The organism is Luteimonas sp. TWI662 (assembly GCF_039673825.1).
In the GTDB taxonomy this organism is placed as follows: domain Bacteria; phylum Pseudomonadota; class Gammaproteobacteria; order Xanthomonadales; family Xanthomonadaceae; genus Luteimonas.
Genome location: NZ_JBDJMI010000033.1, coordinates 1 through 13,220, shown reverse-complemented (window position 1 = coordinate 13,220; position 13,220 = coordinate 1). Strand labels below are relative to the sequence as shown.

Sequence of the window (13,220 nt, the reverse complement as noted above, 5' to 3'; positions counted from 1 at the left end):
GGTCGCCAGTGCGGTCACGCGTCACAGTGTGCGGATGGTCTCGCCGCTGGCGCTCGACAGCGCTTCGCTGGCACGGTCGCGCTGGGCGGCATCGAATGCGTGCACGACAATCGCTGCGCGACCTTCGGCCAGTGCCTCACGCACCTTGAACAGATAGGGGTCGTGGTCGGGGCGCAATGTCACCAGGCCACCGACCATCAGCCCGAACACGCCGCCGTATCCGATGATCAAGGCGCCGGCGAACCATGGCGAGTTGACCACCGCCGGCACGCTGGCCGCATACAGCACGCCGAACAGGGCCGCGCCGATCGCCAGGCCAGCCAGGCCCAGCTTGTAATGAGCAATGATCAGCGTGCGCAGGATGCCGCGGCTCTCGGGTTCGAGCTTGCGGCCGGCTTGGCGGTCGTGGCGCGTGATCACCTTCACCTGCGAGGCCTTGAAACCGCGTTCGGCCTGCAGTTGCTGGGCGACGCGCCGGGCGGTGCGCTCGCTGTCGAAGATCGCGGCGACCTTGCTGTCCGAGACCTCGCCGGTCACCGGAGACATCGTACTCATGGGACGGACTCCGAGGGGGAAGACATCCGCAGGCTAGGCGCGCGCCGATCAAAGCGCCGTGACTCCTGGACATTGGCGATGACGCGAACTGCACGCAGGCGCAGGGACCGCAACGGGTGTTCCGCGACTTCACATCCGCATCGGGTGAGCGTACGCAGCATGGCGTCCTCTCTTTCGGACTTCGAGTGCCGCCATGACCAGTGCGTCGTCTTCATCCCGTGTGCGTCTCCATGTCGAGGACTCGGGCGGTGCCGGCCGGCCGATCGTGTTGATCCATGGTTGGCCGTTGTCGGCCGCCTCGTGGCGTGCACAGGTCGGCCCGTTGCAGACGGCCGGCTATCGCGTGATCGCCTACGACCGCCGCGGGTTCGGGCGCTCGGACAAGCCCGAGGACGGCTACACCTACGACACGCTCGCCGACGATCTGGCCGGTGTGCTCGAGGATCTCGACCTGCGCGAAGTCACGCTCGTCGGCTTCTCGATGGGCGGCGGCGAAGTGGCCCGCTACCTCGCCCGCCATGGCCAGGCGCGCATCCACAGCGCCGTGTTCGCCGCCGCGGTACCGCCGTATCTACTCAAGACCGACGACAACCCCGAGGGGCCACTGGACAAGGCCAAGGCCGACGAGATGCGGGCCGGCCTCGAACGTGATCGCGACGCATTCTTCGACGACTTCACGACCCAGTTCTTCAGTGTCGACGGCGCGCTCAAGGTCGACGAGTCCCAGCGCCAGGAGGCCCTCGCGCTCGCGCGCCAGTCCGACCAGACCGCGGCGTTGGGCTGCATGGAGGCCTTCGCGACGACCGACTTCCGCAGCGACCTGAAGGCGATCACCGTGCCGGTGCTGGTACTGCATGGCGACGGCGATGCGACCGTGCCGTTCGAGGGCTCGGGCCAGCGTACCCATGCCGCGATTCCGGGCAGTGCGCTGGTGGTGGTGCCCGACGCGCCGCACGGTCTCAACGTCAGTCATGCCGACGCCTTCAATCGCGCGCTGCTGGGGTTCCTCGCGCGCTAGCGGTGGCCACGCCACGCCACGCGACGATCGACTCGACACGCCAGGAGCCCCGATGTCCATTCCCCGTCCAGCGGCTTTCCAGCGCTACGATCCCGCGCTCGCGCAGCCAGGTCCCGACGAGGCGGCGCTGGCGGCCGAGCTCGACGAGGTGCTGTTGTCGATCTCGCACAAGACCTGGGAAGACGAGGGCCAGGGCCTGCGTGCGGTGCATGCCAAGAGCCATGGCTTGTTGTCGGCCGTGGTGGAGGTGCCGGCGGGGCTGGCGCCGGAACTGGCACAGGGCCTGTTCGCGCGGCCGGGCCGCCACACCGCGGTGATGCGGTTGTCGACCACGCCCGGCGACCTGCTTGCCGATCGTGTGTCGACGCCGCGCGGCGTTGCGCTGCGGATCTGCGACGTGCCCGGCGCCCGTCTCGACGGCAGCGACGGCCCGGGCGCGCAGGATGTCATCCTGGTCAACGGCCCGCAGTTCAACGCGCCCAATGGGCGCGCCTTCCTGCGCAGCCTCAAGCTGCTGGCCAAGACCACCGACCGCATGGACCGCACCAAGAGGCTGATCTCGGCGATTCTGCGGGGGACCGAGCGCGGCCTGGAGGCGATGGGCGGGCAGAGCGCCACGCTCAAGGCGATGGGCGGCGAACCGCCGCATCACATTCTCGGCGAGACCTTTTTCACCCAGTTGCCGCTGCGCCACGGCGACCATATCGCCAAGCTGCAGTTGGTCCCGGTCTCGACCTCGCTGCGCGCACTCACCGACACACGGCTCGACCTGTCCGACGACGACGCCCTGCGCGAAGCCGTGGTTGCGTTCTTCGCCGCGCAGGGCGGCGAATGGGAACTGCGCGCGCAGCTGTGCACCTCACTCGAGGAGATGCCCGTCGACGATGCCACTGCGCGCTGGGACGAGGCGCGCAGCCCGTTCCGGACTGTGGCCCGTGTGATCGCGCCGCCGCAGCCGGCGTGGACGCCCGAGCGCAGCACGGCGATCGATGCCGGGATGGGCTTTAGCCCTTGGCACGGGCTGGAAGCCCATCGCCCGCTGGGGGAGTTGATGCGCCTGCGGCGCTCGGCCTACGCCGCATCGCAGAACTTTCGCGCGCGCAAGAACGGCGTCGCCCTGCATCCCGGTTGCCCGTTCGCGGCGGCCGCAGGCACGGCCGAGCGCTGACGCAAGGCGTCAATCGACCTCTGCTGGGCCGCGTTCGAGCTCGGGATACAAGGCCAACAGCGCCAGCGTCACCCCGTTCGACCAGCCAAAGCCGTCCTGCAGCGGGTACTCGCCGCCGCCCCCGCCCTGCAGCGCGCCATCGGCGTCGTACTTCTCGACCAGCTTGCGCTCGCGGTCGAACACCGTCTGCACATTGCCGATGAAGCCGCGCGCGATGTCGTGTGCGAGCGCATGTTCGCCATAGCGGCGCAGCCCGTCGACTGCGATCCATTGCAGTGGCGCCCAGACATTGGGCGCATCCCATTGCTGGCCGCTGTCGACCGCAGTCGTGACCAGGCCGCCCGGGCGCAGCAACTGCCAGCGCACCGCGTCGGCGGTGCGGCGTGCGCGCTCGGGCGAGGCGATGCCGGCATGCAGCGGAAACAGCGCGGCGGCGGTCAACTGCGCGCGCGGCTGTCCGGCACGCAGGTCGTAGTCGGCGTAGTAGCCATCGGCATGCCAGAGATGGTGCGCGATCGCCTCTGCGCGCGCGTCGGCCATGGCCGCGTAGCGGTGCGCGCAGTCCGCGTCGCCAGCCCGTTCGCAGACGGTGGCGATCGTCGACTCCAGGTGATGCAGCAGGCTGTTGAGATCCACCGGCACGATCGTCGTGGTGCGGATCGTGTCCAGCCGCATCGGATCGTCGAGCCAGCGGCTGGAGAAATCCCAGCCGCTCTCGGCACCTGCGCGCAGGTCGCGCCAGACCTCCGCCGCGGGCCGTGACTTGGCCGCGGCGGCGGTCTGGCGGTCCTGCTCGAACGACTCGGGCCGCGGCACCTCGCGGTCGTCCCAGTAACGATTGAGCAGGCGGCCATCGGCGAGGCGCACGACACGCCGCGCCGCCTCGCCGGGTGCCAGTCGCTCGGCGCCGTCCATCCAGTACGCATGCTCGCGGCGCAGCTGCGGCAGGTAACGCAAGGCCAACGCGGGGTCGTCGCGCGACTCGAGCGCGACCATGTGCGAGAAAAACGGTGGCTGCGAACGGCTGAGGTAGTAGCTGCGGTTGCCGTTGGGCACGTGGCCCCAGGTGTCGATCAACCGCGCGAAGTTGTCGAGCATGTGCCGCGACGCCGTGCGCTCGCCGCTCTCGACCAGGCCGCGCATCGTGAAATACGAGTCCCAGTAGTAGATCTCGCGGAAGCGCCCGCCCGGCACCACGTAGGTGTGCGGCAGCGGCAACAGACTGTCGTGCGGCAGGGGCGCGGGACGTGGGCGGGTGAGCAGCGGCCACAACGCATCGATATGCGCGCGCAGCGTCGACTGCGCCTCGACCGGGGTGCCGGGCGGCGGCGCGGGCAGCACGAAGTGGGCGTCCACGAACGCGCGCAGGTCGAAGCCTGGGCGAGCGTGGCTGCCGGCGAACGCCGCCTCGATCTGCGCCGGATCGCGCCGCGGCACCGCATCGGCAAAGGTCTTTTGGTCTTCGAACAGCCAGGCCGCCTGCACCGCGGCAAAGGTCCGCGGCCAGCCGACATCCGGCGTGACCGGTGCGGCGCTGGCGACCGGCGCCACCGCCGGCCCGGCAGTCGCGATGGAGCCGGCGGACGTGCAGGCAGCCAGCACAGCCGACAGCAGGCAGGCGGCAGCGCGAGCGGGAAGAGGAGCGCGCAACATGGCGGTGTTCCGCAATGGTGGACGCGGGCAGTGTCGCATCGCGACTGCGCTCAGGTCTTCTCGCCGACCCAGACCTGCATCTCGACCGTCCGCAGCCAGCCGTAGTTGGTCAGAAACGCGACATCGGCCGCGTCCCGGCCATAGGCCACGACGATGCGGCCGCCACGCGGCGCATCCTGGGTGGCGTCGAAGGTGTACCAGCGTCCATCCAGGTAGGCTTCGAACCAGGCGTGCAGGTCCATCGGCTCAAGCCCATGCAGATAGCCCACGACCATGCGCGCCGGAATCCGCAGGCTGCGGCAGAGCATGATTCCGACATGGGCGAAGTCGCGGCAGACCCCCGCGCCCTGCGCCATCGTGTCGAGCGCATCGGTGCAGGCGTCACTGACCCCGTAGCGATAGGCGATGTGGCGGCGGATCCACGCCACCACCGCACCGACATGGCCGGTGCCGGGCGATGCGGCATCGACGATGGCCTGGGCCTGTTCGAACGCGCGATCGGAGGGGCAGTAGCGGCTGGGCAGCAGGTACTGCAGGGTCGCGTCGGCCAGCAGGGAGGCGGGCGTGGGCAGTGCCCAGGGCGCGACGGGCAGCGTGCGCTCGGTCTCCACCTCGAGCTCGGTCCGCAGCCGCATCCGGCCCCTGGGGACGATCAGCCGCTGGCACAGATTGCCGAACGGATCGACGTGTTCGGTCGGACGGACATCCGGCTCGAAGGTGTAGCTTTCGCTGACCAACCACTGCGCGTCGCCGCTGCGCGGGCGCAGCATCGCGACCACCGCGCAGTCGTCTTCGGCTTCGACCACGATCTCGCAACCAGCCAGCAGGCGCATGCGGGGCATCCCGTGCACAAAGCGCCACGCTAGCCGTGCAGGCGTGCAGTGCGCGTGGCGACGTCCCGACCACGCAGGCGCGCCCACGCAAAAGCCTCAGTGCGCCTTGTGCCAGCCCTTGAGGTAGTGCACCCGCGCCACGCCGGTGAACTTCGCCAGTCGTGCCAGTTCGGCGTCGAGCTTCTCCAGACGTCCGGCCGAAGCACGGACGCCGGGCTCGAGCCACAGCCGACGTACATCCAGCGTGCCGCCCTTGCGGTCGGCCTTCATGTCGATCCGGCCGATCAGACGGTCGCCCTCCAGAAGCGGGAAGACGTAATAGCCGTACTGGCGCTTCGGCTCGGGCACGAAGACCTCGATGCGATAGTGGAAGCCGAACAGCCGTTCGGTGCGCTTGCGGTCGCGCAGCAACGGATCGAACGGGCTCAAGACCCGGACGCGGGCGGAGGGCGCGGGCACATCGTGCAGGTCGCCAGCGAGATCGGCGAAGGCATAGGACCGACGCGCGCTGTCGCCATCGATGGACGCAAGCGAGACCTCGCACAGCGCGTCGCGATGGCGTGCGATCCAGTCCCGGGCCTCCTGTGGCGAGACCAGGTCGAAGAACGCGGACATCTCGCCGGGCGTCGCAAAGCCCAGTCGCTTCAAGGCCTCCCGGCAGGCCCAGTCGACGAACTGGGCAGGGTCGACCTCGCGTTCGTAGACCTCGGCGGGGATCACCCGTTCCGCCAGGTCATAGACCTTCTGAAAATTGACGCGGCCGGCGATCGCGAGTTTGCCGGTGTGCCAGAGATACTCAAGCGCGGTCTTGGACGGGTGCCAGTTCCACCAACCGCCGGACGCATGCCCCGCCGCCTTCAACTCCCGCGCCAGCACCGGACCGTTGGCCTCGATGCGCGCGAGCGTGTCTTCGAACGCCGCATCGAAGCTGTTCCCATGCCACTTGCGCCAGCGCTCGCGGATGATTGGCTCGCGACGGCGGAAGCGATGCTTCCAGTACGGATAGAACGCGGTCGGCAGGATCGAGGCGTCATGCGTCCAGTGCTCGAACAGCGCACGGTCCTGTTCCAGTAGCGTGGTCAGGTGGCCGCGCCGGTAGGTCTGGTTGCGCGAGAACAGGATCTGGTGGTGGGCGCGCTCCACCGTGCCGATGCTGTCCACCTGCACGAAGCCCAAATCGGTGATGAGCTGCAGCAGCCCCGCCTTGGACAGCGCCCGGCCCGGCGGCGCGGCCAGCCCTTGCCGTGCGAGAAACAGCCGTCTTGCGACCGCGTTCGAGACCTGGATCGTCATGGCTGTAAATGGCGCTATGCCACGCCGAGTGGGTTGCGTCGCCTTCTGCGGGGATGAGATGTCGACCTGTTTGCCCGGATTCTGGGCCTGTCGGCGGCCTGGCGCTATGGCGGCATATGCCTGGTCCGAGTCCCGAGAGCGCCCCAATGATCGCGGTACTGCGCCCGGGTACCGCTCCTTCCTGTCATAAATGATAGGATTGGCGAATTCCCTATAATCTATGACAGATATGCGCCGGAGCACGACCGACTACGCCACGCATGCGGCCCAGAAGACTGCCAAGCACCTGGGACAGATGGTCAAGAGTGCCCGTCTGGCACGCGGATGGACCCAGGAAAGTCTGGCCGAACGCGCCAGAGTGAGCCCTGCCACCATGAACCGGCTCGAGCAGGGGGGCGTCAACATTGCTCTGGGCACGTGGCTTTCCGCCTTTGAACGTCTGGGGCTGCTGTCGAAGCTCGACCAACTGCGAGACCCCGTGTCCGAGGCCATCCTGGAGGGCACAAAGACCAAGCGCCCGATCCGTAGCAAGCCTTCTGACCTGGATTTCTAAGCCGAGGTCGACCATGCCCTATGTGTTTGCGTACCTCCCCGGTGAGGTGACTGCGGTGCCGGCCGGCCTGCTCGATCTGACCGAGCTGGGGCCGGAGCTGCAAGCGTCTCAGTTCCAGTACGGCACACGCTACGTGGCCCGTCGTAAGCCGAATGCGATTGCTGTGGATCCGGTCTCGTTACCGCTGGAGCGCGCCGGCGAGCGCATGCTGCCTGTGAATGGCTTGGCAATGTTCGGAGCATTGCGCGATGCCACTCCCGACGATTGGGGGCGGCGCGTGATCGAGAACCGTCTGGAAGTCCCCGCCAACAGCCTGCCCGAGTCGGTCTACATGCTGGAGGCCGGCAGCAACCGGGTGGGTGCGTTGGATGTGCGCGTAGCAGTAGACAGCCCGCCACATCACTCGCGCCTGCCATCAACCATCGACCTGCAGTATCTGATTGAGGCATCGCAACGGGTTGAGGAAGGTCTGCCGGTACCGGCTCACCTTGCGAACTATTTTGCCGGTGCGCCGTCGCTGGGTGGCGCACGTCCGAAGGCCGCTGTGCTCCACCAAGGCATCGAGTGGATCGCCAAGTTCCCGTCCATTCGGGACCGCTTCAACGTGCCCAGCGTCGAGCGCGCCACGCTGGAGCTGGCACGCCGGGCGGGAATGTCTGTGCCCAAGACCGAACTGCAGACTCTGGCCGATGGCCGGCAGGTGATGCTGATCGAGCGCTTCGACCGCATCCCGGTTGCTGATGGAGTGAGCCGCAAACATATGGTCAGTGCGCTCACGATGCTGGGCCTGACGGAACAGGACTCCCCGGATGCCAGCTATGCCCAGATCGTCAGGGTGATCGAGCAATGGGGGGCCGAGGGCCAAGTGACCGCCCAGCGCGAAGAGCTGTTCTCGCGGATGGTCTTCAATATTCTGGTCACCAACGATGATGACCACCTGCGAAACCACGCATTTGTGCATGACGACGGGGCGTGGAATCTGAGCCCCCTGTACGACGTGGTGCCCAAACCGCAGGTCGGAACGGAGCGTACCTTGCACCTTGGGGTGGGCCCGAGCGGCCGAAAGGCGACCCTGGACAATGCATTTGCCGGCTATGGAGATTTCGGGCTGACCCGGACACGGGCCGCCCAACTGATCGACACGGTGGTGGGTGCTGTCAGGACGTGGCGAACCGTGTTCGAGGCGTTCGAGGTGTCCATCAAGGATTGCGACGATGTGGCGACCGCATTCCGCCGTGCAAGTGATGTCGGAATGGCCGAGGTGTCGAAGTATCTCTAAGTGTGCAAATTGGGCGGCAGCGCTGCCCATCGGCACTGGCTCCCAGACCCACGCCTTCGACCATCACTGCGGGGGCCGCAACAAGGAACGCTTCCGAAATACCATCGATTTGTACCTCGGCGGCCGGGCGCTCTATCCGGAGGGCATCGGGACAGGCGGATGCCTTTCGATGCGACGATGCGCCTGAAAAGAAGAGCCGCCGGTGCGCGATGTCCATGGTCGACATGCGGACACCGCGCCGCGCGTCCCGCTGGCACGCGGGGACGGCGCGGCGGGCGCCTTACAGCCGGAAGCGGATGCCGAGCATGTAACTGCGTTCGGGCGAGGCGCGGTCGCGCAGGAACTCCGGGCTGCCGAAGTAGTTGTGGGTCTTGCCGCCCAGCAGGTTGGTCGCCTCCAGAAACACCGTGACGTTCTCGTCCATCGCGTAGTTGAGCGCAAGATCCAGCCATGCCTCCGGGCCGTGGAAGACCTCGTTGGGCTGGTCGCCCGACGCGCTGAAGCTCACCGCGTAGTCGTCGCGCCAGTTGTAGGCCAGGCGGGCGGAGAACGCGTCGTACTCGTACATCAGCACCGCATTCCAGGCCCGCTTGGACACGTTCGCCAGGGGCTGCATGACCCCATCGGGCGACTCGGCCTCCGCATCGAGCCATGTCGCGTTCAACTGCGTGCCCAGACCCGACCAGGCGCCGGGCAGGAAGTCGTAGAACTGCGTATAGCCGATCTCCACGCCGCGCAGCGTGCCGCTGCCGGTGTTGCGCGGGCGGGTGATCTGGTACGTGGTGCCGTCGATCGTCTCGTCCTCGGCGTAGTTCTGCACATAGCCGTCGACAGCGCGGTGGAACGCGGCCAACGACAGCAGCGCGTTGTCCTGGAAGTACCACTCCAGCGACGCATCGAGGTTCTTCGACTCGACCGGCGCCAGGTCCGGATTGCCGCCACTGCCGCGCGCAGGCAGTGTGTCGGTGGACTGGAACAGCGCCAACTGCGGGTTGAGGTCGGCGAAGCGGGGCAGGGTGATCGACTGGCTGTGCGACAGGCGCAGCATCAGGTCCTCGCGCAGCGACAGGTTGGCGCTGACGCTTGGCAGCCATTCGTGACGCGCGCGCGTGGTCTGCACCGGCGTCTCGACGCCGTCGACGAGCGAGGTGCCGTTGATCTGGCGCTCCAGCCGCACATGGCGCACGCCGATCCGGCCGTCGATCGGAATTGCGCCGATCGCGAATCCGTAATTGGCCTGCAGGTAGGCGGCGTGGTTGTCCTCGCGGTTGTCGAACTGCACCGCCGGGTTTGCAGGCGGCCGGTCGGGGCCGTGGCCCATGGCCTGGCGGATCAGCGCGGTGTGGCCGAGCAGAAAGTCGCGGTTGGCGCCCAGCCAGCGATCGACGCCGACATCGCGGTCCCCGTCGAGGATGTTGCCGGGCGTGACCTGCGCCAGGCCCGGGATGTCGGACATCCGGATCGGCGCGCCACTGAGGTTGTCGCGCGCGCCCGGATCGCCCCCGATGTTGGAGGCATTGCGTCTGGCCAGGCGCACACCGGCGTCGAGCGAACTGACGATGCCGCCGTCGAAGGCGAAATTGGCGTCGGCGCGCCACGCCCACTCGTCGCCCTCCTGCCGGCTCCAACTGTCGTAGTACTGGCCCAGCCGCCAGGCATCGGGATCGGTGACGTCGTAGGCCGACCCGTCGGCATTCGTGGCCGAGGTGAACGGCACGCCGTGGCTGCTGTCGATGGTCAACCGCGGCACCGTGGTCATGATGTCGAGCACCATCGAGCGGTTGTCCGATTCGCTGTAGGTGTAGGCCAGCTCGCTCGACAGCTTCAGCCGCTCGCCCTTCCAACTGCCGCCGATCGCCGCTTGCCAGGTGTCGGAACTGTTCTGATGCGCCTGGGTGCTCGACAGCACATCGCTGTCGCGCAGTTCGACGCGCTGCAGGATGTCGTTGCCGAGCTGGGTGGCCAGCGAGTCGGTGTTCTCCGGCGTCAGCGATCCGGGGAACGGCATCCAGTAGTTGACCCGGGGTGTGTTGCGATAGCCGACGTAGAAGCCCTCGGCCCACAGCTCGGTGTTGTCGCTGGGGGCCCACTGGAACGCGACGTTCGCCGCCTTGCGCCGTCGGAAGCCCTGCGCCTGCAGGTTGCCGGCATTGAACGGCACCAGCAGCTGCCGCGACGGATCGCGCGGGTCGTCGACGCGGTCGTAGGTGCCGTGGAAGGTGTTGGACTCCAGATACGGTGTTTCCTGGTACGACACCGCGCCGAGCACGCCCATGCGCCCGGCCCCGGTCTCCCACCGGCGGCTGCCGGTGAGGCTGCCGTTGGTCGCGGTCTTGCGCGCCTGATCGGCATAGAGCGTCGACACGCTGCCGGCGAGCGTGCTGTCCTCGTCGAGGTCGAACGGACGGCGCAGCCGGATGTCGACCGCACCGGCGATGCCGCCTTCGATCTGCTCGGCGCCGCTGGTCTTGTAGACATCGACCTGCTGCAGCTGGTCGGCCGGGATGTCGGCCAGCGCGACCCCACGACCGGTGGTGGTGAAGATGTTGCGGCCGTTGAGTGTGGTGACCACGTTCGGCAGCCCGCGCACCAGCACCGTGCCCACTTCCGCGCCGCCACGCTGGACCTGCACGCCGGTGATGCGCTGCATCGCCGCCGCGACGCTGTTGTCGGGCAGCTTGCCGATGTCTTCTGCGACGATCGAATCGGTGATCCGCGCCGCGCCGCGCTTGGCATCGAGCGCGCCGGCGACACTGGCGCGCACCCCGCGTACCTGGACCGCGTCGAGATTCTCGACCTCGTCCGCTGCAGGATCGGTGTCGGGGGCGCCGGTCTGCGCGAACGCGGGCGTGGCGAGGATGGCGGTGGCCAGTGTGGCCAGCGCCACACGGCGGGGGTGGGAGTGAACAGCGAACGTCATCGTACTGCGGAGCCCTCTGTGATCGTGGATCGTCGAGGTGCGCATGTCCGCCTGACCGCAGGCGCGAGGCCGCGCCGCCGGACAGTGCCGGCAGCCACGCCACCTCGCCCTTCGCGTTCCCATCACATCCAGGAACGGGCGCGGATTAGACCAACGCGAATCTTAGGATCGTGTCGAGAAGTCGTAAGCGTGATGTCGCCTGCCGGCATGCAATCCCTGCAATCCCATGCGCGCGCGTGCCGTTGCAATCACTGGCGCGCCACGTGCGCGCGCCTAGCGTGGCGTCCTTCCCCCGACTTGGAGACGTGACGATGAACCAGCCCGCACAGCAGCAGGCCGTGCCCGGCGTCGAGCGCAAACTCGACCCGCCCGCCGACCACGGCGAGGACAGCTATCGCGGCAGTGGGCGGCTGCAGGACAAGATCGCGATCATCACCGGCGGCGACAGCGGTATCGGCCGCGCGGTCGCGCTGGCCTACGCGCGCGAGGGCGCGGACGTGCTGGTGAGCTACCTGAGCGAGGACGAAGACGCGCAGGAAACGCAGCGTCTGGTCGAAGCCGCCGGGCGTCGCTGCGAACTGATGCCCGGTGACATCGCAGACCCCGCGCATTGCCGCGCGATCGTGCGCAAGGCGGTCGAGGCCTTCGGCCGGATCGACGTGCTGGTCAACAACGCCGCCTACCAGATGACCTACGAATCGCTCGACGAGATCCCCGACGACAAGTGGGACTACACCTTCCAGGTCAACGTCAGCGCGATGTTCCACCTGTGCAAGGCGGCGGTACCGCACATGAAGCCGGGGGCCTCGATCATCAACACCAGCTCGATCAACTCCGACAAGCCCAATCCGACCTTGCTGCCGTACGCGACCACCAAGGGCGCGATCGCCAACTTCACCGCGGGTCTGGCGCAACTGCTGGCCGACCAGGGCATCCGCGTCAACTCGGTCGCGCCCGGCCCGATCTGGACCCCGCTGATCCCCTCGACGCTGCCGCCCGACGCGGTGGCCGAGTTCGGCAGTCAGACGCCGCTCAAGCGCCCCGGGCAGCCGGCCGAGTGCGCACCGATCTACGTGCTGCTGGCGTCCGACGAAGCCAGCTACATGACCGGCGGCCGCTATGCAGTCACTGGTGGCATGCCGATTCTGTAGCCGAGCAGCTTTCTTCACCTCGGCATGGCGGCGACAGGCGCATATCCCCTCGCAGCCTGCAATCCTGCAGGCGCGAGGAGGCTGTCGTGGACAAGAATCGCAGCGAAGGCATGAAGAACCAGGTCAAGGGCACCGCGAAGGAAGTGGCCGGCAAGGTCACCGGCAACACCGGCAAGGAAGTCGCCGGCAAAGCGCAGAAGACCGCCGGCAAGGTCCAGAGCGCCGTCGGCAAGGCCAACGACAACGCCCGCAAGGGGCGCTGATTCCGGTCTTCCTCCCCCGCGCTGCGGGGGAGGTCATCGACATTGCCGCAACCATCCGCACCCACCGCTCGTCTCCCTCCCCCGCACTGCGGGGGAGGGTTGGGGAGGGGGGCCGCCATTCGCGAAATGCCAGAGCCCCCACCCGATGCCTGCGGCATCGACCTCCCCGCGAAGCGGAGGAGGTAACCGCCATCGTCCCAAGCATCAGCATGTGCCGCTCGTCTCCCTCCCCCGCATCGCGGGGGAGGGAGACGCCATCGTCTCAACCATCAGCACGCGCCGCTTGTCTCCCTCCCCCGCATTGCGGGGGAGGGCTGGGGAGCCCCCCGCCATTCGCGAAATGCCCGAGCCCCACCCGATGCCTGCGGCATCGACCTCCCCCGCGAAGCGGAGGAGGTAACCGACATCGTCCCAAGCATCAGCATGTGCCGCTCGTCTCCCTCCCCCGCATCGCGGGTGAGGGAGCCGCCATCGTCTCAACCATCAGCACGCGCCGCTCGTCTCCCTCCCCCGACTCGCGGGGGAGGGCTGGGG

Annotated in this window: 11 protein-coding genes; 6 read left to right on the top strand and 5 right to left on the bottom strand. The window is 68.0% G+C overall.

The window, feature by feature from the left end; translation table 11 throughout:
• Positions 1-21: 21 nt before the first annotated feature.
• Positions 22-555 carry a hypothetical protein gene (locus ABE488_RS16425; protein ID WP_346445281.1) on the bottom strand — a complete coding sequence of 178 codons (534 nt, stop codon included), beginning with the start codon at positions 553-555 and terminating at the stop codon, positions 22-24.
• A 193-nt stretch (positions 556-748) separates the two neighbouring features.
• Between ABE488_RS16425 and ABE488_RS16420 the strand changes: the two genes are divergently transcribed.
• A complete protein-coding gene (locus ABE488_RS16420; protein WP_346445280.1) occupies positions 749-1,573 on the top strand; it encodes an alpha/beta hydrolase in 825 nt (274 codons plus the stop codon).
• Positions 1,574-1,625: 52 nt separating this feature from the next.
• Positions 1,626-2,741 carry a catalase family protein gene (locus ABE488_RS16415; protein ID WP_346445279.1) on the top strand — a complete coding sequence of 372 codons (1,116 nt, stop codon included), beginning with the start codon at positions 1,626-1,628 and terminating at the stop codon, positions 2,739-2,741.
• Between the two features lie 9 nt (positions 2,742-2,750).
• Here ABE488_RS16415 and treA read toward each other — a convergent pair whose 3' ends face one another.
• The 3 genes from treA to ABE488_RS16400 form a co-directional block, all read right to left on the bottom strand.
• Positions 2,751-4,394 (bottom strand): alpha,alpha-trehalase TreA, encoded by a 1,644-nt coding sequence (gene treA / locus ABE488_RS16410; RefSeq protein ID WP_346445278.1) that lies wholly within the window; start codon positions 4,392-4,394, stop codon positions 2,751-2,753.
• 50 nt (positions 4,395-4,444) lie between these two features.
• The gene (locus ABE488_RS16405; RefSeq protein WP_346445277.1) at positions 4,445-5,227 is read right to left on the bottom strand and encodes a transglutaminase family protein; all 783 of its coding nucleotides are present in this window, start codon (positions 5,225-5,227) and stop codon (positions 4,445-4,447) included.
• 96 nt (positions 5,228-5,323) lie between these two features.
• Positions 5,324-6,520 (bottom strand): winged helix-turn-helix domain-containing protein, encoded by a 1,197-nt coding sequence (locus tag ABE488_RS16400; protein WP_346445276.1) that lies wholly within the window; start codon positions 6,518-6,520, stop codon positions 5,324-5,326.
• A 220-nt stretch (positions 6,521-6,740) separates the two neighbouring features.
• Between ABE488_RS16400 and ABE488_RS16395 the strand changes: the two genes are divergently transcribed.
• Both ABE488_RS16395 and ABE488_RS16390 read left to right on the top strand, forming a co-directional pair.
• The gene (locus tag ABE488_RS16395) at positions 6,741-7,073 is read left to right on the top strand and encodes a helix-turn-helix transcriptional regulator (RefSeq protein ID WP_346445275.1); all 333 of its coding nucleotides are present in this window, start codon (positions 6,741-6,743) and stop codon (positions 7,071-7,073) included.
• A gap of 13 nt (positions 7,074-7,086) precedes the next feature.
• Positions 7,087-8,352 carry a HipA domain-containing protein gene (locus ABE488_RS16390; protein WP_346445274.1) on the top strand — a complete coding sequence of 422 codons (1,266 nt, stop codon included), beginning with the start codon at positions 7,087-7,089 and terminating at the stop codon, positions 8,350-8,352.
• A 280-nt stretch (positions 8,353-8,632) separates the two neighbouring features.
• On the opposite strand, the gene ABE488_RS16385 is transcribed toward ABE488_RS16390, so the two are convergent.
• A complete protein-coding gene (locus tag ABE488_RS16385) occupies positions 8,633-11,272 on the bottom strand; it encodes a TonB-dependent receptor (protein ID WP_346449487.1) in 2,640 nt (879 codons plus the stop codon).
• 311 nt (positions 11,273-11,583) lie between these two features.
• Between ABE488_RS16385 and ABE488_RS16380 the strand changes: the two genes are divergently transcribed.
• Positions 11,584-12,423 (top strand): SDR family oxidoreductase, encoded by an 840-nt coding sequence (locus ABE488_RS16380; RefSeq protein ID WP_346449485.1) that lies wholly within the window; start codon positions 11,584-11,586, stop codon positions 12,421-12,423.
• A gap of 86 nt (positions 12,424-12,509) precedes the next feature.
• Positions 12,510-12,686 (top strand): CsbD family protein, encoded by a 177-nt coding sequence (locus ABE488_RS16375; RefSeq protein ID WP_346445271.1) that lies wholly within the window; start codon positions 12,510-12,512, stop codon positions 12,684-12,686.
• The last annotated feature ends 534 nt before the right edge of the window (positions 12,687-13,220 follow it).

Excerpts from the sequence above, each read along its gene's own strand:
- treA (WP_346445278.1), bottom strand. The coding sequence starts at position 4,394 with ATGTTGCGCGCTCCTCTTCCCGCTCGCGCTGCCGCCTGCCTGCTGTCG.
- ABE488_RS16425 (WP_346445281.1), bottom strand. The coding sequence starts at position 555 with ATGAGTACGATGTCTCCGGTGACCGGCGAGGTCTCGGACAGCAAGGTC.
- ABE488_RS16385 (WP_346449487.1), bottom strand. The coding sequence starts at position 11,272 with ATGACGTTCGCTGTTCACTCCCACCCCCGCCGTGTGGCGCTGGCCACA.
- ABE488_RS16395 (WP_346445275.1), top strand. The coding sequence starts at position 6,741 with ATGACAGATATGCGCCGGAGCACGACCGACTACGCCACGCATGCGGCC.
- ABE488_RS16405 (WP_346445277.1), bottom strand. The coding sequence starts at position 5,227 with ATGCGCCTGCTGGCTGGTTGCGAGATCGTGGTCGAAGCCGAAGACGAC.
- ABE488_RS16390 (WP_346445274.1), top strand. The coding sequence starts at position 7,087 with ATGCCCTATGTGTTTGCGTACCTCCCCGGTGAGGTGACTGCGGTGCCG.
- ABE488_RS16400 (WP_346445276.1), bottom strand. The coding sequence starts at position 6,520 with ATGACGATCCAGGTCTCGAACGCGGTCGCAAGACGGCTGTTTCTCGCA.
- ABE488_RS16380 (WP_346449485.1), top strand. The coding sequence starts at position 11,584 with ATGAACCAGCCCGCACAGCAGCAGGCCGTGCCCGGCGTCGAGCGCAAA.
- ABE488_RS16415 (WP_346445279.1), top strand. The coding sequence starts at position 1,626 with ATGTCCATTCCCCGTCCAGCGGCTTTCCAGCGCTACGATCCCGCGCTC.
- ABE488_RS16420 (WP_346445280.1), top strand. The coding sequence starts at position 749 with ATGACCAGTGCGTCGTCTTCATCCCGTGTGCGTCTCCATGTCGAGGAC.